This is a genomic window from Candidatus Bathyarchaeota archaeon (assembly GCA_026014745.1).
Taxonomy (GTDB): Archaea; Thermoproteota; Bathyarchaeia; order Bathyarchaeales; family Bathycorpusculaceae; genus Bathycorpusculum.
Genome location: JAOZHS010000001.1, coordinates 764,815 through 784,903, shown reverse-complemented (window position 1 = coordinate 784,903; position 20,089 = coordinate 764,815). Strand labels below are relative to the sequence as shown.

23 protein-coding genes are annotated in these 20,089 nt (G+C 50.4%); 13 read left to right on the top strand and 10 right to left on the bottom strand.

Annotated features, from left to right (window positions below; genetic code table 11):
* The first annotated feature begins 62 nt into the window (after positions 1-62).
* Both NWE92_04290 and NWE92_04285 read left to right on the top strand, forming a co-directional pair.
* Positions 63-644, top strand: a complete 582-nt coding sequence (locus NWE92_04290) for a LemA family protein (protein ID MCW4028849.1) — start codon at positions 63-65, stop codon at positions 642-644.
* A 21-nt stretch (positions 645-665) separates the two neighbouring features.
* Complete coding sequence (locus NWE92_04285; protein ID MCW4028848.1) at positions 666-1,403, top strand: TPM domain-containing protein; 738 nt, start codon at positions 666-668, stop codon at positions 1,401-1,403.
* A 35-nt stretch (positions 1,404-1,438) separates the two neighbouring features.
* On the opposite strand, the gene NWE92_04280 is transcribed toward NWE92_04285, so the two are convergent.
* On the bottom strand, positions 1,439-2,164 hold the full coding sequence (locus NWE92_04280; protein MCW4028847.1) for a glycosyltransferase family 2 protein: 726 nt from the start codon (positions 2,162-2,164) through the stop codon (positions 1,439-1,441).
* Between the two features lie 137 nt (positions 2,165-2,301).
* On the bottom strand, positions 2,302-2,907 hold the full coding sequence (locus NWE92_04275; protein ID MCW4028846.1) for a hypothetical protein: 606 nt from the start codon (positions 2,905-2,907) through the stop codon (positions 2,302-2,304).
* Positions 2,908-3,223: 316 nt separating this feature from the next.
* Between NWE92_04275 and NWE92_04270 the strand changes: the two genes are divergently transcribed.
* The gene (locus NWE92_04270; protein MCW4028845.1) at positions 3,224-3,367 is read left to right on the top strand and encodes a DNA-directed RNA polymerase; all 144 of its coding nucleotides are present in this window, start codon (positions 3,224-3,226) and stop codon (positions 3,365-3,367) included.
* A gap of 336 nt (positions 3,368-3,703) precedes the next feature.
* Positions 3,704-4,480, top strand: coding sequence for a hypothetical protein (locus tag NWE92_04265; GenBank protein MCW4028844.1), 777 nt, complete (start codon positions 3,704-3,706; stop codon positions 4,478-4,480).
* A gap of 6 nt (positions 4,481-4,486) precedes the next feature.
* Here NWE92_04265 and NWE92_04260 read toward each other — a convergent pair whose 3' ends face one another.
* From NWE92_04260 to NWE92_04225, 8 genes are all read right to left on the bottom strand, one after another.
* Complete coding sequence (locus NWE92_04260) at positions 4,487-4,693, bottom strand: hypothetical protein (GenBank protein ID MCW4028843.1); 207 nt, start codon at positions 4,691-4,693, stop codon at positions 4,487-4,489.
* Positions 4,694-4,940: 247 nt separating this feature from the next.
* Positions 4,941-5,768, bottom strand: a complete 828-nt coding sequence (locus NWE92_04255) for a uroporphyrinogen-III synthase (protein MCW4028842.1) — start codon at positions 5,766-5,768, stop codon at positions 4,941-4,943.
* A complete protein-coding gene (gene cobA / locus NWE92_04250; GenBank protein ID MCW4028841.1) occupies positions 5,744-6,502 on the bottom strand; it encodes a uroporphyrinogen-III C-methyltransferase in 759 nt (252 codons plus the stop codon). The genes NWE92_04255 and cobA overlap by 25 nt, the downstream gene beginning before the upstream one ends.
* Positions 6,489-7,424, bottom strand: a complete 936-nt coding sequence (gene hemC / locus NWE92_04245) for a hydroxymethylbilane synthase (protein ID MCW4028840.1) — start codon at positions 7,422-7,424, stop codon at positions 6,489-6,491. The genes cobA and hemC overlap by 14 nt, the downstream gene beginning before the upstream one ends.
* Positions 7,421-8,737 carry a glutamate-1-semialdehyde 2,1-aminomutase gene (gene hemL, locus NWE92_04240; protein ID MCW4028839.1) on the bottom strand — a complete coding sequence of 439 codons (1,317 nt, stop codon included), beginning with the start codon at positions 8,735-8,737 and terminating at the stop codon, positions 7,421-7,423. The genes hemC and hemL overlap by 4 nt, the downstream gene beginning before the upstream one ends.
* A complete protein-coding gene (hemB, locus tag NWE92_04235) occupies positions 8,719-9,699 on the bottom strand; it encodes a porphobilinogen synthase (protein ID MCW4028838.1) in 981 nt (326 codons plus the stop codon). Before hemB ends, hemL begins: the two co-directional genes overlap by 19 nt.
* Positions 9,700-9,701: 2 nt before the next feature.
* Complete coding sequence (locus NWE92_04230; protein ID MCW4028837.1) at positions 9,702-10,352, bottom strand: bifunctional precorrin-2 dehydrogenase/sirohydrochlorin ferrochelatase; 651 nt, start codon at positions 10,350-10,352, stop codon at positions 9,702-9,704.
* On the bottom strand, positions 10,346-11,908 hold the full coding sequence (locus NWE92_04225; protein MCW4028836.1) for an AAA family ATPase: 1,563 nt from the start codon (positions 11,906-11,908) through the stop codon (positions 10,346-10,348). The genes NWE92_04230 and NWE92_04225 overlap by 7 nt, the downstream gene beginning before the upstream one ends.
* Before the next feature lie 64 nt (positions 11,909-11,972).
* Here NWE92_04225 and hemA point away from each other — a divergent pair, with 64 nt between their 5' ends.
* The 9 genes from hemA to cobJ are packed head-to-tail and all read left to right on the top strand — an operon-like array spanning position 11,973 to position 20,078.
* A complete protein-coding gene (hemA, locus tag NWE92_04220) occupies positions 11,973-13,259 on the top strand; it encodes a glutamyl-tRNA reductase (GenBank protein ID MCW4028835.1) in 1,287 nt (428 codons plus the stop codon).
* A 1-nt stretch (position 13,260) separates the two neighbouring features.
* Positions 13,261-14,340 carry a sirohydrochlorin nickelochelatase gene (cfbA, locus tag NWE92_04215; GenBank protein MCW4028834.1) on the top strand — a complete coding sequence of 360 codons (1,080 nt, stop codon included), beginning with the start codon at positions 13,261-13,263 and terminating at the stop codon, positions 14,338-14,340.
* A 10-nt stretch (positions 14,341-14,350) separates the two neighbouring features.
* Positions 14,351-15,448 (top strand): cobalt-precorrin-5B (C(1))-methyltransferase CbiD, encoded by a 1,098-nt coding sequence (cbiD, locus tag NWE92_04210; GenBank protein MCW4028833.1) that lies wholly within the window; start codon positions 14,351-14,353, stop codon positions 15,446-15,448.
* Positions 15,430-16,092 carry a precorrin-6y C5,15-methyltransferase (decarboxylating) subunit CbiE gene (gene cbiE, locus NWE92_04205; GenBank protein ID MCW4028832.1) on the top strand — a complete coding sequence of 221 codons (663 nt, stop codon included), beginning with the start codon at positions 15,430-15,432 and terminating at the stop codon, positions 16,090-16,092. The genes cbiD and cbiE overlap by 19 nt, the downstream gene beginning before the upstream one ends.
* Positions 16,093-16,106: 14 nt before the next feature.
* Positions 16,107-16,712, top strand: a complete 606-nt coding sequence (gene cbiT / locus NWE92_04200; GenBank protein MCW4028831.1) for a precorrin-6Y C5,15-methyltransferase (decarboxylating) subunit CbiT — start codon at positions 16,107-16,109, stop codon at positions 16,710-16,712.
* An 11-nt stretch (positions 16,713-16,723) separates the two neighbouring features.
* Positions 16,724-17,503, top strand: a complete 780-nt coding sequence (gene cobI / locus NWE92_04195; GenBank protein MCW4028830.1) for a precorrin-2 C(20)-methyltransferase — start codon at positions 16,724-16,726, stop codon at positions 17,501-17,503.
* The gene (gene cobM, locus NWE92_04190) at positions 17,500-18,264 is read left to right on the top strand and encodes a precorrin-4 C(11)-methyltransferase (GenBank protein ID MCW4028829.1); all 765 of its coding nucleotides are present in this window, start codon (positions 17,500-17,502) and stop codon (positions 18,262-18,264) included. Before cobI ends, cobM begins: the two co-directional genes overlap by 4 nt.
* Positions 18,265-19,350: a cobalt-precorrin 5A hydrolase gene (locus tag NWE92_04185; protein MCW4028828.1), complete on the top strand. Its 1,086-nt coding sequence runs from the start codon at positions 18,265-18,267 to the stop codon at positions 19,348-19,350.
* Positions 19,347-20,078, top strand: coding sequence for a precorrin-3B C(17)-methyltransferase (gene cobJ, locus NWE92_04180; GenBank protein MCW4028827.1), 732 nt, complete (start codon positions 19,347-19,349; stop codon positions 20,076-20,078). The genes NWE92_04185 and cobJ overlap by 4 nt, the downstream gene beginning before the upstream one ends.
* Positions 20,079-20,089 lie beyond the last annotated feature (11 nt).

Below are 20,089 nucleotides of genomic sequence, written 5' to 3'. Positions count from 1 at the left end.
TAGTTTGCCCTTCACGTAAGGGATATATTGGTGATTTTTGATTTGGCTGATAGGGGTTTGAATTGAAGGGAAAAATTATAGCGGCAGTTGTAGCGCTAATTGTAATTGTGATTGCTGCGTCGTTTGCAGCGCTTTATTTCTCGACGTATAACAACATTGTAGGTTTGAATGCGAACGCTGAGTCGCAGTGGGCGCAGGTAGAGCAAGAGCTTCAACGCAGGTACGATTTGATTCCCAACATCGTGGACGCCGCAAGAGCCTACATAACCTATGAGGGCTCCATTCTGCAGAATGTAACTGCACTGAGAAGTCAATGGATGACTGCGGCGGCAGGAGGAAACCTAGACGCCATAAACAACGCCACCGCAGCCATGGAATCCGGAGTTTCCAACCTTGTGGTTACTTTCGAGAATTACCCTGACCTGCAATCCAGCACCGTAATCCAGTCTTTAATGATTACGTTGGAAGGCACAGAAAACCGCATCTCAACCGAACGCATGCGCTTCAACGACGCCGTCCGAGACTACAACACCGCCATCAACGTGTTCCCTGCAAATCTTTGGGCAGCAGGCTGGGGATTTGACGCCAAAACCTATTTCCAAGCGCAGGTAGGCGCAACCGAGGTACCCCCTGTCAACCTCTAACCCTCGAGGTAGCATAGGCAATTGCAGAAAAAACGCGGCTGCACCCTTCTCATTGTTGTTCTCCTCCTTACCCCAACGCTCTTTGTAATTCCGACAAGCAACGCACAATACGTTGAGCAAGACTGGATAGACTCCATCGAATACTACGCTCAAATCATCGACGAAAATTGTAGCGCCGAAATTGTAGTTGCCGTTTTTCCTTCACTTTACGGTCACGGCATTAAGGATGATTCGGGGCAGGAAATCAACGACATCGTCAAGTTGGGCGTTTACGTTTTCAACCAAGAACCCCTCGACGTTTATGATGGAACGCAAACGGGGATTGGTAAAAGCGGCAAAGATAATGGCATCTTGTTGTTGGTGGCGTTTGAGGAGCAGCAGTGGCGTATCGAGGTGGGCTACGGTTTAGAAGGAGACATAACCGACATAGAAAGCAACCTCATCGCGCAGCAATATCTGGTGCCCGCATTCCAAAACGGAGACTTCGGCCAAGGACTATACGACACCGTTGTCGCGTTAGGTGAACAGATTCCTGTTAGCAATCAACCTAATAATCTGCCTGTAAGAGGATACTACTATTACGAAGCAGACAGCAGCCCTGAGCCAACGCAACAGCCGTTCTGGGATTGGTACTTCTATGGCATGCCGCTATGGTTAATTGTGGTTTTAGCAGTGTTGGGCATATTTGTTCCTATATTTGGTCGTAGCGCATACCGCGGGGGACGCTCTGGCGGCGGTGGCGCAGGCGGAAAATGGTAACCTTAGAAAGCTTTCTTGCCCGCATTTTGGTTTTCTTAGGCTAGGTTAAGCCTAAATGCAATCATGTCTAGCCCGATTTTTTTGGAGTCCCGTACGGGATTCACTTTGGAGCCGCCCTTATTTTTCTCTGTCCAATTCACAGGTACCTCTTCTACGGGGAACCCAAGGTTTTTGCAGCGCACAATCATTTCAGTGTCAAAAAAGTAGCCATCAGACTTGGAAAGCTCCAGCACTGCCTGCGCAACGGGTCGACTCATCATTTTGAAGCCGCATTGATGATCATGGATACCGTCCATGAAGAGGAGCCTTACAAAGAGGTTGTAGGTTAAGCTGAATAGGGTTCGGGTTGGGCGGCGGTTGACTGAGGCGCCTTTTATGTGGCGTGAGCCGATTGCCATGCCGCCGTTGCGTTTGACGGCGCGCAGGAGTTCGGGTAAGCATGCGAGGTCCGTGGCTAAGTCTACGTCCATGAATGTGATGTATCGTCCCTTGGAGTGACGTAGCGCGTTTTTGATGCCTCTGCCTTTGCCCAACCTCGCAGGTGAGTGAAGCAGAACCAAGTTGGGGTTAGTATTTGCCATTTCCGCGACTATGGTGTCGGTGCCGTCGGTGCTGCCGTCCTCGGAGACGATTATTTCATAGGATTTTGAGAAGGTTTTAACGGCGGCTTCCACGGTTTGAATGCATTTTTTGATTTGCACGGCTTCATTGTATGCTGGCAGCAGAATCGAAAGTTCCTTTGTGGGTGCCCCCGTTTTCACGTGTCTTCCCTTTTCCCCAAGCTTGAAAAACACAATGTTTCTTTGGCATAAATGATTTTGCCTTAATTAGAGTGAACATTTGCGGCTAATCCGCTCAGATAACCCCGTTATTAAAGTATAAAATAGGCTCTTAGGAATTATCTTATCGTGGCGGTTGCCAATTGAGGTTTAGGTCTTGCCAAGGTGCTCAAGGTACCATTTTTGCCCAACCGCAGTTGCCTTTCGCCTCGGAAAACACAGACCTGCGAGTTCTTGATTTCGATGCTGTCCCCGATGGATATGGCGCCAATTTGGCTTTCCCAGAGGCAGAGCTTGATTTTGCCAGTTTCATCTCCGATTACAGCGTTAACCACCATGACGCTGTTGCCGAATTGTGTGTGAACCTGTGCAGGTTTAGGAATCTCAAAGACTGTGGCTTTGACGTTTACGTGTTTCATGCCCGCGCGCAGATCATTGATTTGGCTGTAGATGGCTTCGGTGTTTTGTTTAGCGATTTTTTTACGGATTTTGTCGGTGCTCATCCAAGATTCAAAGGGGTTGTCTTTACGGAGCAAAAATTCGTCGTCTACGCGGAATTGGGCGACCACATCATTGTTTTTTGTGATTAGAAAGATTGTTTCGTTTTTAACTTTGCCTCGGTACTCCACCGTTAAGCCGCCGCAGACTGCGCGGTCATTTTTGCTTGCGTGAAGGAGTGCTTGGAAGACTTCATTGGGATAAATACTGTACTTTACTGATAACAAAGCGAGGTGCTCGCCTAAGGTGGATTTTTTCTGTCTCAAAGTTCTTCTCTCACTTGTTGAAAGCCTCAGAAAGCAAAGATTGCTGTTTCCTACCTTTCAAATAAGTGAACGTATATTGTTCCTTACCCTATATTAGTCTGACTATCAAACATGGAAGCTTTTCGGGTTTTTGCTTATATTGTGGTGGCGTTGGTCTATTGGGGTTTTGTGTTTTGGTAAGCACGCAATTTATAAGTAGCGACCCTATGTATGAGGGGTGGCAATGTGTGAAAAGTAATTTTTGCACAGCCAATCTAGTAGGAGTTGAATATAGAAAATGTCATATGGCAACAGAGAAATGCACAAGGCAACCTGCGCCGACTGCGGAAAAGAATGTGAAGTTCCTTTCAAACCAGACGGCACACGGCCAGTTTACTGCCGAGAATGCTACTCTAAACGAAGACCACCAAGAAGATACTAAGCTTAACGGCTTTATCTTTACTTAGTCTTAAAATTTCTTTTTTATTTTTTATTATTTTTTCCGTCAGGGCATACCCTCAACATAAATTATTATCCACCAGTCAAATACACCCCGATTTTTATTGACATTCTGTCCTACTTGTCAGTGGAGCCATCGTTGAAGCTTATTTTGTTATATTTAAGGGCGGTCGGATTATTTCAGTGGGTATCAATAACATGGAAACCACGCGTCAGCTCTAAAAGTACAACCAGAGAAAGCCTCATTCACCTTTCATTATGACATAAGTTATTAAGCTGAATTTTGCTTTTCAAGAAGTGTATAAAGGAGCTTTACACAATGAAACAATTCCTCTTAACACCCTCCATGGGCAAACGCTTAATCGCCAAAGCCCTCACCAAGCACCCAGCCATCCAGTCAACGCTAAAAAGCGGCATCTTAGTCATTATCGCAGGGACAACCAACGGCTACTTAGCCCAAGAAATCCTAACCCAACAAGGCATAACTGACTTTTCTGCCCGCCGCTTCTTCCGAGGCATCACCCCACCGCCCAGCAACAAAAAAGTCGGCAACGAAGGACGCTTAATTGATGAAAGCCAATTCCCAGGCGACGTCGTCCTCATGAAGGGCGAGTGGCAACGGGGAAAAACCATCGCTGACGTAGTGGGCTCAATGCGGGAAGGCGACGTCATCGTTAAGGGCGCTAACGCCGTGGATTTGGAGCGCCATGAGGCAGGCGTCTTGATTGGTCATCCCAAAGCGGGTACGGTGGGATTGTCTTTGCCTGCCGTGGTGGGACGCCGAGTCAAATTGATAGTGTCCGTGGGGCTTGAGAAACGAGTCAACCTCGACATGCAAACAATAGCCGCCAAACTAAATGAGCCCGGCGCTTCCGGTTATAGGTTTATGCCGTTGATTGGCGAGGTGTTCACGGAACTCGAAGCCTTCAAACTCTTATGCGGAGTGGATGCGGAGTTGGTTGCTGCGGGCGGCGTTTTTGGAGCCGAAGGCGCATGCTGGATAGCCATCTCGGGCACCAAAGAACAAGAACAAGCAGCCGCACAGGTTTACGCTTCAATAGCAGATGAGCCACCCTTCAGCTTAGGGAAACTCTAAAAGAAGCTACTCGTGACCAGGGTGTTCGTGCGGATGTGTGTGGCTGTAGCCTGATTTGCCCGCGCGGTCGCGGTTTTCCCGCCACGCCTGCATGCCCTGAGTCGCAACCTCAGACATATTCTCCATGTTTTGTTTGATGAGTTCAAGGGCAGCCTGATTAATTTCAACCTCAAAAGTCATTTTTACTTTGCCACTCTTCTCTGCTGACTCCAACTAATCCACCTCCACAGAAGCCGATTCATCTTGTTACGTATTGGGTGAGAAAATGCCTGTTTAAACGTAAGTGGCTGTGCAAACACAACCACACCGTAAACCACAGATTTTCAACATACTACTGACGCGGTTTTCAGTCAATACTGACCTACCCCTCTTAGGTTTCTGCATGGTTTGGATATTAGGAACCTAATAGGGTGGGCGGGCTTTTCAGCCAACAGCACACAACAAAAGCCATCGAAAAGAATTAGCGATTTGCCCAGTATTGTGCAAGTGCTGAGAGGGCTTTCTCGAAGAGGTAATCTTCGGGGATCACATCGACTTTTACGTTGAGTTCTTTTAGGGCTTCAGCGGTGGTGGGTCCAATCGCGACGACGGCGACTTTTGCAGCAAATATGCCGCGGAGCGTATCCATGGGGGCTTTTTCGGTGAGCATCGTGAAGATGTTTTTTGCGCTCAAACCGCTGCCAAACACGACGGCGTTGATTTTTCCGTTTTGGAGGTCTTCGTAGAATTTGGTTTTGAGCGCCTCATCGACAGGTAAGCCTGATTCGTAAACATAGATTTCCTCCACATCGGCGCCTCTTTCCCGCAGTTTCTCCGCAAGGAAGGGTGTGGCGTTGCTGGTTCGGGGGATGCGGATGACTTTGCCCGTTAGGTCGCGGTTTTGGAGGGCTTCAAGTAAGCCTTCGCCGCTGTATTTTTGAGGCACCAAATCCACCCGCACGCCTGTGTCTGTTAGGGCTTGGGCGGTTCGTGGACCAACCCCAATCACATAAGCCTTAGCTAACCCAGTCCGCAGTTGAGCTGACAGACCGAGGGATTCGGCGGCTTCAAACATGTACTTCACGCCATTGGTGCTCATCAACATAACATAATCCACTTTGCCAACGGCGAGTTCAGCTACGAATTTTTTGAGTGCGTCAGGGCTGCTGAGGGGTTTGATTTCTATGGCGGGGATATAGTAGGGGACGCCGCCCATGGCGGTGATGAGGTCGCCTGCTTCCTGCGCCTGCCCCGTTGGACGGGTGAGGGCAACGGTTTTGCCAGCTAAGTTAGGGGTGCTTTGAACCATGCTAGTTTTCTCCCTAAATTGGCAACGTCACCGATCAGTATGACACTGGGGGGTTTGATTTGTTGGGTTTCAGCTTCTTTGATGATTGTGCCTAAGGTTGCGATGAGGGTGCGTTGGTTGGGAAGCGTGCCTGATTCGATCATGGCGACAGGCTTGTCTTTGCTAATCCCGCCCGCCAGCAACTTGGAGACTATGCCTTCGAGTGATTCAACACCCATCAAGATGACCATGGTGTCGACGGCGTTTGCGATTTTAACCCAGTCTACGGGTTTCTCGGCGTCACCTGCGCGGTGCCCAGTGATTATGGCAACGGAGGCTGCGAAGTCACGATGCGTCAAAGGTATGCCTGCATACATGGGAGCTGCAACCGAGGAGGATATGCCTGGGATAATTTCGAATTCGATGCCTGCTTCAACAAGCGCCTCGGCTTCTTCTCCGCCCCGTCCAAATATGAAGGGGTCGCCGCCTTTGAGGCGCACGATGTTGCCGCCCTGCTTGGCTTTCTCTACGATGAGTTCCGTAATTTTGTCCTGTGGCACCTCATGCAGTCCAGTGCGTTTGCCCACGAAGATTCGCTCTGCATTGTCGGGTGCTAAGCAGAGGACTTCTACGCCTACGCCAAGACGGTCATAGATTACTACATCGGCTTCTTTTAGCGCCTTGACCGCTTTGATTGTAAGCAGTTGAGGGTCGCCGGGGCCTGCGCCTACAAGATACACTTTACCATACGCCATATTTTTCTCTCCATTCCTTCTCGAAGTCTTTTGCACCCTGCGCTATTAGGTCTTCGCCGACAATGCGGCCTAACTCTTCAGCCTGACTAAGGGTGCCTTTAGCTTGGGCGCTAATCTTCTTCTGTTTAGTTAAAGAAAAGATGCAGCCAAACAACGAAAGATTATCGCCATCTGCGCGAGCCACTGAGCCTATGGGGACACGGCAGCCGCCTTCCAGTTTGAGTACAAGTGCGCGTTCGGCGGTGATTTCAGCTCGTGCCGCTGCATCCTCAACTGAGCGGACGATGTCGATTACTGGGGTGTTGCCTTCTTTGGCGACAACTGCAATTGCGCCTTGCCCAGCAGAGTTGGGAAACTGATCCAACGGGAGGCGCTGTGAAATTTCGTCTGTGATGTCCATGCGTTCTAAGCCTGCTTCGGCGAGGATTATGCCTGCGAGTTCGCCTTTGCGGACTTTGCCGATGCGGGTGTCTATGTTTCCGCGGATGGGCTCCACATCGAGGTCGGGGCGGATATATTTGATTTCAGCGAGCCTACGGAGGCTACCGGTGCCGACGACTGCGCCTTTTGGTAGGTCTTGAAGCGGCACGTTACCCATAGAAATGAACACGTCGCAAGGGGAGTCTCGTTTGGGAATTGCTGCTAGAACCGTGCCCGTCTGCTGCTCGACAATCGGCACGTCTTTTAGGCTGTGCACGGCAAGGTCGATTTTGCCGCTAACGACTTCTTGGTCAATTTCTTTCTCAAAGATGCCCTTACAGTCAATTGTGAACAGGGGTTTGCCGTGTTCTTTGTCGCCGATGGTGTGGATGATTTTTATTTTGAAGTCCACGTCGGGGCGGCGTTGTTTGATTTGTTGTAGCGTGCGGTTGGTTTGGGCTAAGGCGAGTTTGCTTCCTCTTGTTCCGACGGTTAGTGTCATGGGGTTTTCCTCGTTTTTGCTGCTGCGTTGAGGGCTTGGGCGAAGGCGTTTTTAGTGAATTTGAGGTCGTCTTCTGTGTGGGCGGCGCTGACAAAGCAGGTTTCGTACTGTGAGGGGGGGATAAAGACGCCTTGTTTTAGGAGTTCATGGAAGTATGCGTCAAACATTGCTGCGTCGCTGTGTTTAGCGCAGGCGTAATCGATGACGTTGGTGTTGGCGAAGAAGATTTGGTAGAGCGAGGCGACGCTGTAGACCTTTACGGGAAGTTTGAGGGCTGCGGCTTGGTCGATGAGGGATTTTTTGAGTTCGCCTGCGTTTCGTTCCAGCTTGGGGTAAATCTCGTTTTTCCTCTGCTTTAGGATTTTGAGGATGGTGTAGCCTGCCGTTGCGGAGACTGGGTTGCCGCTGAAGGTTCCAGCTTGGTAGATTTTACCCACTGGGCTGATGTTTTGCATGATTTCTTTTTTGCCGCCAAACGCTGCCAGAGGGAAGCCGCCGCCGAGCACTTTGCCGAGGGTTGCCATGTCGGGGGTGACGCCGAAGTATTCTTGTGCGCCGCCGAGGGCGAGGCGGAAGCCTGTGATGATTTCGTCAAATATGAGTACGGTGCCGTTTTGGCTGGTTATTTTTCTGAGGTAAGGTAGGTAGTCTTTTTTTGGTAAAATCAAGCCGACGTTGCCCATGACGGGTTCAACGATGATTGCTGCGATTTCGTTGCCATATGCCTTAAAAGTTTCTTCTAAGGCGGCTTCGTCGTTGTAGGGGAGCACGATGGTGTTCTGTGTGGTTTCTTCAGGTACACCCAGCGAAGTGGGAGTTCCAAAAGTGGCTGCGCCCGACCCCGCTTTAACGAGCACGTTGTCGTGGCTGCCGTGGAAGCATCCTTCGAATTTGATTATTTTTTTGCGGTTCGTGTAGCCTCTTGCTGCGCGTACAGCATGCATGGTGGCTTCGGTGCCGCTGTTTACTAGCCGCATCATCTCCATGCAGGGGGAGACTTGGCTGATTAATTCTGCGAAGTCGACTTCCAACTCGGTTGGAGCGCCATAAAGGGTACCCTTTGATAGGCGTGCTTTTACGGCGTCAAGGATTTCGGGGTTTGCGTGTCCCAACAGCATTGCGCCATAGGACATGCAGTAATCGACGTAGGATTTGTCGTCGACGTCAAAGAGTTTGGAGCCCTCTGCGTGGTCGACGAAGAAGGGGTAGGGTGCGAAGGCTCGGACGGGGCTGTTTACGCCGCCGGGCAGGGTTTTTTTGGCGCGTAAAAACAGCGCTTCGGATTTGGATTGGGTCACGGTTGAGTCATCCATTCTTTTGCGTTTTTAGCGTGGTAGGTTATGATGAGGTCTGCGCCTGCGCGTTTGATGGCGGTTAAGATTTCGTTAGTTATGGTTTTTTCGTCTATCCAGCCGTTTTGCGCTGCAGCTTTGACCATGCTGTATTCGCCGCTCACGTTGTAGGCGACGAGGGGCACATCGAAATTAGCCTTCGCCAACGCAATGATATCAAGGTAAGCAAGGGCGGGTTTAACCATAATCAAATCCGCGCCTTCGGCGATGTCAAGTTCGATTTCACGCATCGCTTCAGATTGGCTGCCTTGGCTCATCTGGTAACTTCGACGGTTGCCAAACTTGGGGGTAGATTCAGCGGCTTCACGAAACGGCCCATAGAAGCCTGAAGCGTATTTGGCTGCGTACGCCATGATTGGGGTTTGGTCATAGCCTGCTTCGTCAAGCGCCTCGCGGATTGCTCCGACTTGTCCATCCATCATAGCAGAGGGCGCTACAATATCGACGCCTGCTTCAGCGTAGCTAACCGCTACTTTGCCGAGGAGCTCAAGGGTGGGGTCGTTTTGGACTGTGCCGTCTTTTATGATTCCGCAGTGGCCGTGGCTGGTGTATTCGCAGAGGCATACGTCGCCGATGACGACGAGTTCTTCGCCGAATGCGGCTTTTAGTTTGCGGATGGCTTCTTGTACGATGCCGTCTTTGTCGTATGCGCTGGTTGCGGTTTCGTCTTTTTTGGCGGGGATGCCGAATAGCAGCACTGATTTGACGCCTTGGGTTAGGGCGGCTTTGCCTTCTTCCACTACCTTTGAGAGGGGTAGACGGAAGTAGCCGGGCATAGAGTTAATGGGCACTGGTGCCTTGATGCCTTCTTCGACGAAAATTGGGTAGATTAAGTGGCTGGGTTGAATCGTCACTTGGTTGAGCGTGGTCCGCAACGCTGCGGTTCTGCGTAGACGCCTCATACGTACTGTTGGAAAACTCACACTTACATCTCCTTATCCATGATTAGTTTCATAGCTAAATCTTGGGCTTCCTGAAGTTTCCCTTCACATAGAAGCTTTTGGATGTTACTGTTATTTAGGATCTCATATAACAACTTGCTCCTAACCTTAGGGTCAGACACCACACCTTTAAGGTGACTACGCATGGAGGTTTGGAGCTCGATTTCAAGCAGATCTTGCGGCGTGATTAGTTTCTCGATGCGTTCTCGAAGCATATGTGCCATCGCGGGGCTTTTGCCGCCTGTAGAAACCGCTACCTTCACGTCGCCGACATGTGCAACTGCAGGCAAAATAAAGTCACTGATGGCGGGGTTGTCGACGGAGTAGACCAAGCAGCCAAAAGACAGCGCCGCCTCAACGAGTTCTTCGTTGAGTTTGCTATTGTCGGTGACTGCAAACAATAAATCGGGTTTGGGGTTTAAGCTGTCAACAAACGCTTTAGCATCCTTAATTTCAGTTTTGAGCAGCGCCACCCGTTTTTGCTCGCCAAGCTTCAAGATGTCGGGGTTGAATTCTTTGCTGATTATCCAAATCGTGGCACCTGAATCGACAAAGCTTTGTGTTTTGCGGTAGGCTTCAGCGCCTCCGCCGACTACGATGATGGTTTTGCCGTCGACTTTTAGGTCAATTAGCAACTTGGGGGTTTGCCACCTGCAGAAGCATTAAGGGTATAGTGGGTTAGTAGCGTTTTGAACTTTTCCATAAACGCCGCATAATCAACCTGCGTCATAGAGGGCGCCGTGGCAATCTTGGCAAGCAAATCAAGGTCAATGTTTTTTTCAGCTGCATCGATGGCTTGCGCGCCGAAGTCTTCGTAGCGGATTTCAATTTCAGGAATCATCCCACGCCCCTCCAAATCCAAACGTGGCACCATACCAATCAACTCTATCCCCGCGTTGCGGAATGCTTTGGACATGATTTGTCGTATTTCATCGCTTATGTAGCTTACGCGGAGCTTGTTGAGGATGACGCCTGTGACTTTTACGCCGAGTTCTTTTAGGACGTTGACGTAGTTGAGGGTGTTTATTAGTGCGCCCTCGATGCCTTCTTTGTCACAGCCCACGATGACGACTGTTGAAGCGCCTAATGCCGCGGCGACTTCGGCGGTGGACATGGGACGTTTATAGTTCTCGTTTAACAACCCCGTGAATGCAGACATGGCGCCTTCGACGAGCAAGAAATTGTATTTTTTGGAAGCTTCACCAACAGCCTCTTCAAGGGGGGTCCAGCCGCTTTCGCCGATTTTGATGGAAGAGTAGTCTTTGATGGGTTCCTTGATGAGATAGAGGCTAGAAACGGCGTCTCGGATGTCTCCGCCAACTTTGATGACGCCCACGTTGTAGCCCCGCTTTTTGAGCGCGCCCGCGATGCCTGTCACGATGAAGGTTTTGCCGCTTCCGCTACCCGTCGCCGTCAACATCAACATCCGCGGAGCCTCATGATTGGCTTCGGCTTGACGAACATTCGTGGCAACTCCGACCTCGCCTTTAATTTGTGCCAGAAGCTTGGCGTTTGCTTCTCGAATCTCCGCTAACTCAGAGGCGTCTATACCCAAGGATTGGGTGATGCTCTCAAGTATGGTTGGGTTCTTGTCAAGGAGACCGTGGATAAAGACGCCCACTACGTTGCCCTGTTTGTTGGCAACGCCTGAGACAAGGTCTTTGGGGTTCTTTTTGTAGTTGAGACGTTTTGCGTGGGTTACAATTATGGGGCGTGCATTGGGGCCTAACTCGATTTGACCGTAAGTGTGACAATGGAAACCCCGCACGGTTGCCCCGAGTGTTTGGGTGATGAAGCTTTTGTCGACGACGGAGGCTTCGACGCGGTCAGTGCAGACCAACGGCTTAAACTCAGCGTCAAGTAACCCCATCCCTTCACGGGTGACGGGTATTGTGGATAGGCGCCCGACGTCGGTTTGGTTGGCAAGCACTTGGAAGCCCGAGCAGACGCCGAGCACAAACTTGCCTGATTGCGCCATCTTGTTTATTTCTGCTGCTACTTGCGGGTTGACAGTTCCGGATTCGACGAGGCTGCCGCCGGGAATTATTAGCATGTCTAAAACCTCTGATGCAGGCTTGCCGTCGACTTGGGCGTCGGCGCCGACTAAGTCTGTGGGGAGGTTTCCGAAGTCTTCAAAGCAGGGAAGCGCTCCTGGAAGATAAACTAAGCCGATTCTGTGTCGCAAAACCATCTCTAAGTACCCCGCGAGGTATTTACCGTAAACGTTATATTTAAGCCGGTCGGTTTATCCAACCATGCATTCCTCGGCAAAGGTTGACCACATTATCAATGTACGCATAACCCACAAGACAGCCCGCGTACCCTTAATGGAGGCTGTCGCGTTCAAGGAAAAACCCCAAGGATACGCCGAGCTCAAAGCAATTGAAAACGTGGAGGAATGCTTGATTTTGCAGACCTGCAACCGCATTGAACTGTTTTTGGTAGCGGAAGAAACAGAAACCACTGCGAAAACCGTCAAAGAATACTTTGCCAATAGGGCAGGCCAAAACGCTGAAGAAGCCTTCCAAGCCATCGAAGTAAGCATCGACAACGACGCGCTTAACCATCTGCTCCGCGTCACATCAGGCATGGAGTCCATGGTTATCGGAGAAGACCAAATCCTCAACCAAACATGGGACGCCTTTCTTGAAGCCGAAAACGCCAAAGCCATCGGCCCAATATTTAAACACCTATTCAACCGAGCCATGACCGTGGGTCGACGAGTCCGTAACGAAACCGGCATCAACAAAGGCGCCATATCCATTGGCTCTGCAGCCGTCGAATTAGCCGTCAATTTGCTAGGGAACTTGGAGGACAAAAAAATCCTTGTCATGGGCGCAGGCGAAATCGGAACCTTAGTCGCTAAAGCGCTTGCCCGCCGCTGCCTCAAACCCATCTTCATTGCAAACCGCACCTATGACCGCGCTGTGAAACTTGCATTTGACCTCAAGGGTCAAGCAGTAAAGTTTAATCAGTTTGATGAAGTGCTCGTGGATGCTGACGTGGTGATTTGCTCCACTTCCGCGCCACATTACTTGTTAACTGAAGAAATCATCTCAAGGTTAATGCTGAAACGCACTAACCCCAACAACATAGTTATTATTGACATTTCAAACCCCCGCAACGTCGAGAAAACAGTTTCGGATGTCACCCACACCAAACTCTACAACATCGATGACTTGCAGTTGATTGCAGATAAAAATAGGGCACAGCGGGAAAGCGCCATTGAAAAAGCCGAGCAAATCCTCGAAGTAGAAATCGTCACCTTAGAGAATGACATGAAGAGTTTCTCGGTGCGCCTCATCATCTCCGAGTTGCTCTCAGAAGCAGAGCAGGTGCGCCAGCGAGAACTAACCACCGCATTGAATATGCTTGGCGAAGTAGATGACCGCAAAAAACGCATACTTGAAGATTTAACTTCCATTTTACTCAAGCAAACCTTTATTCCTATTGTTGAGAACTTGAGGGCAGCCGCTAAAAACGGTGATTCTCAATTCATCGAAACAGCGGTCAAGTTATTTGAGAAAACGGAGAAAAATTAACTTGCCAAAAGCAGCCTTGGATAATGTCGGTTTAATACTTATTGGGCATGGCAGCAAACTGCCGCATAACCAAGAGAATCTCGAAAAGTTAGCGGAGATTCTGCGGATGCGTTCAGCATTCAAGATGGTGGAGATTGCCTTTATGATACGCAACACACCCACCATACCCGAAGCAATCGATGCCCTTGCCAAAAAGGGCGTGAACAAAATCGTTTTGGTGCCCGTGTTTTTAGCGGCTGGAGTGCATACAACGCAAGAAATCCCAGAAATGATTGAGGTTAAAAACCAAGAATCAAAACTCTCCGAAAGAGGCATCGAACTTTTCTACGGCGAACCCATAGGCGCAGACGAATGCATCGCCGTCATCCTAGAAGAGAAAGCCCTCAAAGCATTAGGCGACGACTGGGAACACCGCCACGCACCCTTCAAAGGCGCCCCCATAGCCACCTACCCAGCTACGTCAACCAAAATTTATGACCAAAGCATGACGCTAATCCGCCCAGAAATCCAAGATGTCCTAGACAAAGCGCCCAAAAGCCAAATCCCAATTATCGAACGCGTCGTCCACACCACAGCCGACCCCGAATTTGCCAAGCTCCTTGTCATCAGCGACGGAGCCGTGGAAGCGGGCGTCGCGGCGATTAAGGCAGGCGCCAAAGTTATCACAGATACCAAAATGATTCAGGCAGGCATCCACGAAGGACGCGTGCAACGGTTCGGCGGACAAATCTTAAGCTACATCAGTGACCCCCGAGCATCCAAAATGGCAACAGAAGAGGCAATTACCCGTTCAACAGCCGCCGTGCGTTTAGCTGTTGCAGACGGCGCAGACGGAGCCATATTTTTAATCGGCAACGCGCCAACCGCAGCCTTTGAACTCGCCGAACAAATCAAAAAAGGCGCAATAAAACCAGCCCTAATCGTTGCGGTACCAGTCGGATATGTAGGAGCAGCGGAATCCAAAGAAGTCATCGCCAAACTAGACGTGCCCTACATGATTACGCGGGGACGTAAAGGAAGCAGCACCATCGCCGTAGCTATCTTTAACGCTTTACTAAACATGGCAGAAGCCAAAGCTTAGGAGGACCAATATGACGCGGTTTTTGAAATACGGCATAACTACGGGTGCAACAGCCGCCGCAGCAGCCAAAGCCGCAACCATCGCCGCACTAAAAGACCCCGTGGACCGCGTCGTCATCCCCACGCCCATTGGGTTACGTTTTGAAATTCCAGTGAAATCCAGCCAAAAACTTGGCGCAGACACCGCCAAAGCCGTAGCCGTCAAAGACGCGGGGCAAGATATAGACGCCACCGACAAAATGGACATAACCGCCACCGTCAAAGTAACTGACGATGGCAAAATCACCATAACAAGCGGCGTCGGCATAGGCAAAGTCACCAAACCCGGATTACAGGTACCCATAGGGGAAGGAGCCATAAACCCTGTTCCCCGAAGCATGATAACTGAAGCCGTCAAAGAAGCACTCCCAGCGGGCAAAGGCGCAGAAATCCTCATCGAAGCACCCGAAGGAGCCAACATCGCCAAAAAAACCATGAACGCAAAGCTGGGCATTAAAGACGGCGTCTCCATTCTTGGCACCACAGGAGTCGTCAAACCCCTATCACTTGAAGCCTGCAGACGTTCACTGGTTCCCCAAATCGATGTCGCACTCGCACGTGGATACAAGCGCATCTTTTTTGTGCCCGGCAACATCGGAGAACGCATCGCTAAACAAAACTTTGGAGTACCCGAAGATGCGATTGTGCAGACAGGCGACTTCGTCGGCTACATGCTGGACAAGGCTGTTGAGAAGGGCGTTAAGGAAATCATTGTTTTGGGTCACAGTGGCAAACTCGTTAAGTTGGCAGCAAACATCTTTAACACTCATCACAAAGTCGGCGACGCACGCAACGAAGTCATCGCCTCCTACGCTGCCGCAGTCGGAGTAAAGCAGGAAATCATCAATGAACTGCTAGCAGCCAACACCTCCGATGAAGCCACCGAGATCCTTCGTGGCACAGACCTACTTGAAGCCACATACAACCGCATCGCAGCGCGAGTGCATCAGCGGGTGAGTGACCGTGTGGAAAATAAGATTAAGATAAGCGTGGTTATTGTTGCCATGGATGGCAAAGTCCTTGGCATGGATGAGAATGCTAGGTGCAAGCCGTGGCTAAACTTAACATAGTTGGCGTCGGTCCAGGCTCAGCGGATTACGTTACCCCAGCAGCGCGGCGAACCGTCACAGAAGCACAGTTAGTAATTGGCGCGCAGAGAAGCCTCGCACTTTTCAGAAGCGACCTCAAAGGCGAATCCATCGTTTTAACTGCCAAAAACCTCGTCGACTCTCTCAAAGCTGCGGCAAGAGCCGTAAGGGGCGGCAAATCTGTTGCGTTACTCTCTACGGGCGACCCGGGCTTCTCAGGCTTACTGCACACAGTGTTGGAAAGCGGATTATTTGATGCCACCGATGTCCACGTTGTGGCGGGGGTTAGCTCGATTCAGGCTTCTGCGGCGCGGTTAAACATCAGTTGGGATTGTGCACGGTTCTTCACGTTCCATGAAGGCACAGTCACTGAGGAAGAAAAAGAGGAACTTGCCTTAGCTGTCAAGGACGGCAAAAACGTGTTGCTGCTGCCTTCATCCAAGGCGTTTGCGCCCCGCGACATAGCCGCCTACCTGCTTACAAAAGGCGTAGACAAGCAAACAACGGTTTATGTCTGCGAAAACATCACCCTAGAAAACGAAAAAATCACCCAGACCACCCTCGCAGACGCGGCCAAGCAGACATTTGGCGCATTATGCGTCATGGTCATCAAACAGTCACAGTAACGAAGTGTAATGGTATGGCTAAGAATTGGGCGTACAAGACCCCCGGCATACCCGACGAGGAATTCGCTCAAAGCGATGCGGTTCCGGGGCCAACTAAAGAAGAAATCCGAGTGATAACGATTTGCAAAGCACGCCTCAACGAAGGCGACGTCGTTTGGGATGTCGGCTGCGGCACCGGCGGCTTAACTGTGGAGGCTGCATTACAGGTTGGCGCCAAAGGCAGAGTCTACGCGCTTGACGAAGACCCCGCCGCTGTCCAATTAACCGTCTCGAATGTGGAGAAATTCGGCGTCAAAAGCAACGTCAACGTCTCTGTTGGTAAAGCCCCTCAGGCTTTGATGCCTCTGCCAAACCCGGATGTGGTTTTGGTGGGGGGCGGCGGAACCTCGCTGCGTTCCATTCTGCAGGTTTCAGCGGCTAAGCTCAAACCTACGGGCCGAATTGTCATTAACGCCATTCTTTTGGAGACTGCTACCGTCGCGATTGCTGAGTTGCGGGGGTTAGGCTTCAGAGACATCGATGTGGCTCATATTTCGGTGGCGAAGGGAAAGCAAATAAGTAGCGGAACCATGATGATGGCAAGAAATCCAATAACAATAGTCTCAGCTTCAAAACTTTAAGGGGTATACTGATGGCAGGAACATTCATAGGCATCGGCGTCGGTCCAGGCGATCCGGAGCTCATCACGATTAAAGCTGCAAAAGCCCTCAAGGCAGCAGACGTTATTTGTGTACCTAAATCGCATGCAAGCAAACCCAGCATGGCACTCGGCATGGTTAAACCAATCCTTGCAGAACGCAAAACCCCACCTGAGCTTTTAGAGCTTGTTTTCCCCATGACCAAAGATGACCTAAACAACCGCAAGCTCTGGGTAGAAAACGCCGCCATCGTAGCTGAAAAAGCCAAAAAAGGCAACGTCGCCTTCATCACCCTTGGCGACCCCATGCTCTACAGCACTTTCCTCTACCTCTACGAATGCGTCAAAGAAACCTACCCTGAAGTTGAACTTGAAATCATCCCCGGCGTAACCTCAGTTACTGCGGCGGCGGCAAGCGCTAAGCTGCCCTTGGCAGAAAAAGACGAGGTTGTATCAATTATGCCCTCAGACCTCAACCCAGCCCACATCGAGGACACCGCCAAACACGCCGACAACTTGGTATTCATGAAATGCGCTTTCCACATCAAAGAATTCCTACCCATCCTCTTCAAATCAGGCTTCAACGAAAACTCCACCATCGCCCTTGTCAAACGCTGCACTCTACCCGAAGAAACGGTTTTGGTCGGCAAACTCGGCGACGTCAAGGATTGGGATATTACTGAAGACTATTTCTCGGTAGCGATAATTAAGAAGAGCCAGGTTCCGATTCACTGGAAACAAAACGGCAACGGTAATGGGAAGGGCAAGAAATGAACAAAGTCGTTTTCATAGGAGCAGGCTCAGGCGACCCTGAACTCATCACACTTAAAGGAAAAAAATGGCTTGAGCAAGCCGACATCGTCATCTACACAGGTAGTCTCCTAAATCCAGCTTATCTAAAGTACTGTAAAAAAGGCGCCCAGCTTGTTGACAGCGCAAAAATAGGATTACCTGAAATGCTCCAAGTCATGATTGCAGGCGTCAAAGCAGACAAACTCGTCGTACGCCTCCATGATGGAGACCCCAGTTTTTATGGCGCAATCCAAGAAGTCATGACCGAACTGGACAAAGAAGGCATCGAGTACTTCCGCATCCCCGGCATAAGCTGTCTACTCGGCGGCGCTGCAGCGCTAAACCGCGAATTAACCTTGCCCAACATTTCCCAAACCGTCATAATCACACGCCCCGAAGGACGCACACCTGTTCCAGAAGCGGAAAGCATCCAAAAACTTGCCGCTCATCAAGCCACGATGGTTATCTTTTTGGGCACACCTCACATTGCACGTGTCGTTGAGGACCTGCAGAAAGGCGGCTACCCCAAAGAAACCCCCTGCCAAGTCGTCTACAAAGCCACATGGCCAGAACAGAAAATCGTCAAAGGCACCCTCGCAGATATCGTTGGAAAAGTTAAAGCCGCAGGCATAACGGAGACTGCACTCATCTTTGTGGGCCGCGTTTTGGACCCGCAAGCGTATGATTTATCTAAGCTATACGACCCTAAGTTTACTACAGGGTTCCGTAAAGGCGAAGAATAAATGTATGCAAGAGGCATCGCACTTGTTGCAATCACAAGGCGCGGCGTAGAAACCGCACAAAAAATCCAAGACGCACTCAACAAAGCGTGCCTCAACTCCACTGTTTATGCACCCCAAAAATATTTGCAGCCCGGCGTAGTTCCGCTTGAGAAGAGGCTGATTGAATGGGTCAAAGACAACTACAGCAACTTCGATGCCCTTGTAGCGGTTATGGCAACAGGCATCACTGTTCGCGCCATTGCGCCTCTTTTGGAAAGCAAACTCACTGACCCCGCCGTTGTAACCGTAGATGTCTCGGGCAAATTTGTCATAAGCCTCCTCTCGGGGCATTATGGCGGCGCTAACGACCTTGCCGATATCATCGCAAAAGGCATCAACGCCATACCAGTCATAACCACCGCCTCTGATGTCATGGGGCGCCAAAGCGTGGACCAAATCGCCAAAAACCTACATTTAACCATCCAAAACCCCGAGAGCCTCATAGCAGTAAACTCTGCCATTGTTAATGGTGACCGTTTTGTCGTTGTGGTGGTGGGTGAGGCAAAAATCCCCGCCAACGCTATTAGCGGCTACGATGTCAAGAAAGCCCAAAACGGCGCCGAAGCACTTGATATCATCAGTCAATATGATGCAGGCGCTATTATCACTCATGAACCCCTGACTGTAACTACATTTGCGAAACCCTTCACTATTCTAAAAACGCGGAAGGTTGTGGTTGGGTTAGGCGCACGGAAAGAAACGCCTGCTGACGTGATAATTGAGGCGGTTGATTCAGCTTTGGAGCAGGTGCATATCCCGCTTGCGCGGGTATACTGTTTCGCCACAGTTGACATTAAACGGGACTCACAACCCATGTTAGATGCTGTTGCAAAGTTGGGGGCACCGCTTGAGTTTTTAAGTGTCGATGCACTTCGTTCTCTAAGCCACCCAGATCTTTCCCCTGACTCTGCAATGGTTCAGGAAAAAATCGGTGTCGGAGGCGTATGTGAACGAGCAGCATTATTGATAGCGGGAATAAACTCAAGACTAATCCTCAAGAAAACCAAACGCAACGAAACAACAGTAGCAATAGCCGAGGGCGAATAAGCGTAGTCGGCATCGGACCCGGCAGCCCAGAACACCTCACCCCAAAAGCCCGCACAGCAATTGAAACCGCCGACGCAGTAGTAGGTTATGGCACATACATCAAACTTATCCAACCCATCCTCAAACCCGGAGCCGAAGTTGTGTCAGGCACTATGGGCAGAGAGGTAGAACGCGCCAAAATCGCCGTAACCAAAGCCAAAGAAGGCAAACAGGTCGTTATGGTGAGCAGCGGCGACCCCGGAGTATATGGCATGGCAGGCATCGTTTTAGAAGTTGCAGCCCAAGAAAAAGCCGACTTTCCAGTAGAGATTGTGCCCGGCGTAACCGCAGCCACCGCCGCCTCAGCAATCCTCGGAGCCCCCCTCGTAAGTGACTTCGCAGTTATCAGCTTAAGTGACTTGTTGACGCCTTGGGAAAAAATTGAGCGCCGCCTCGAAGCTGCCTCAGCCGCAGACTTCTCCATTGTACTCTACAACCCCAAAAGTGAAGGACGCATCGAGCCCCTCATCAAGGCATATGAGATTATGCTCAAACACATCAACCCATCAACACCTGTGGGTATCGTGCGCCAAGCAGGACGACAAGGCGAAAACGCAACCATAACCACACTCAAAGACCTCCTAAACTGCGACATCGACATGGTCACCACCATTGTCGTGGGGAACTCGGCAACAAAAATCGTCAACGGAAAAATGGTTACCGCCCGAGGCTACGACCTCACAAACTAAGGCGCAACCAT

Excerpts from the sequence above, each read along its gene's own strand:
- cbiD (MCW4028833.1), top strand. The coding sequence starts at position 14,351 with ATGACGCGGTTTTTGAAATACGGCATAACTACGGGTGCAACAGCCGCC.
- NWE92_04185 (MCW4028828.1), top strand. The coding sequence starts at position 18,265 with ATGTATGCAAGAGGCATCGCACTTGTTGCAATCACAAGGCGCGGCGTA.
- NWE92_04265 (MCW4028844.1), top strand. The coding sequence starts at position 3,704 with ATGAAACAATTCCTCTTAACACCCTCCATGGGCAAACGCTTAATCGCC.
- cbiT (MCW4028831.1), top strand. The coding sequence starts at position 16,107 with ATGGCTAAGAATTGGGCGTACAAGACCCCCGGCATACCCGACGAGGAA.
- NWE92_04225 (MCW4028836.1), bottom strand. The coding sequence starts at position 11,908 with ATGGTTTTGCGACACAGAATCGGCTTAGTTTATCTTCCAGGAGCGCTT.
- hemC (MCW4028840.1), bottom strand. The coding sequence starts at position 7,424 with ATGACACTAACCGTCGGAACAAGAGGAAGCAAACTCGCCTTAGCCCAA.
- cobA (MCW4028841.1), bottom strand. The coding sequence starts at position 6,502 with ATGGCGTATGGTAAAGTGTATCTTGTAGGCGCAGGCCCCGGCGACCCT.
- hemL (MCW4028839.1), bottom strand. The coding sequence starts at position 8,737 with ATGGATGACTCAACCGTGACCCAATCCAAATCCGAAGCGCTGTTTTTA.
- cobI (MCW4028830.1), top strand. The coding sequence starts at position 16,724 with ATGGCAGGAACATTCATAGGCATCGGCGTCGGTCCAGGCGATCCGGAG.
- NWE92_04255 (MCW4028842.1), bottom strand. The coding sequence starts at position 5,768 with ATGGTTCAAAGCACCCCTAACTTAGCTGGCAAAACCGTTGCCCTCACC.
- cobM (MCW4028829.1), top strand. The coding sequence starts at position 17,500 with ATGAACAAAGTCGTTTTCATAGGAGCAGGCTCAGGCGACCCTGAACTC.
- hemA (MCW4028835.1), top strand. The coding sequence starts at position 11,973 with ATGCATTCCTCGGCAAAGGTTGACCACATTATCAATGTACGCATAACC.
- NWE92_04270 (MCW4028845.1), top strand. The coding sequence starts at position 3,224 with ATGTCATATGGCAACAGAGAAATGCACAAGGCAACCTGCGCCGACTGC.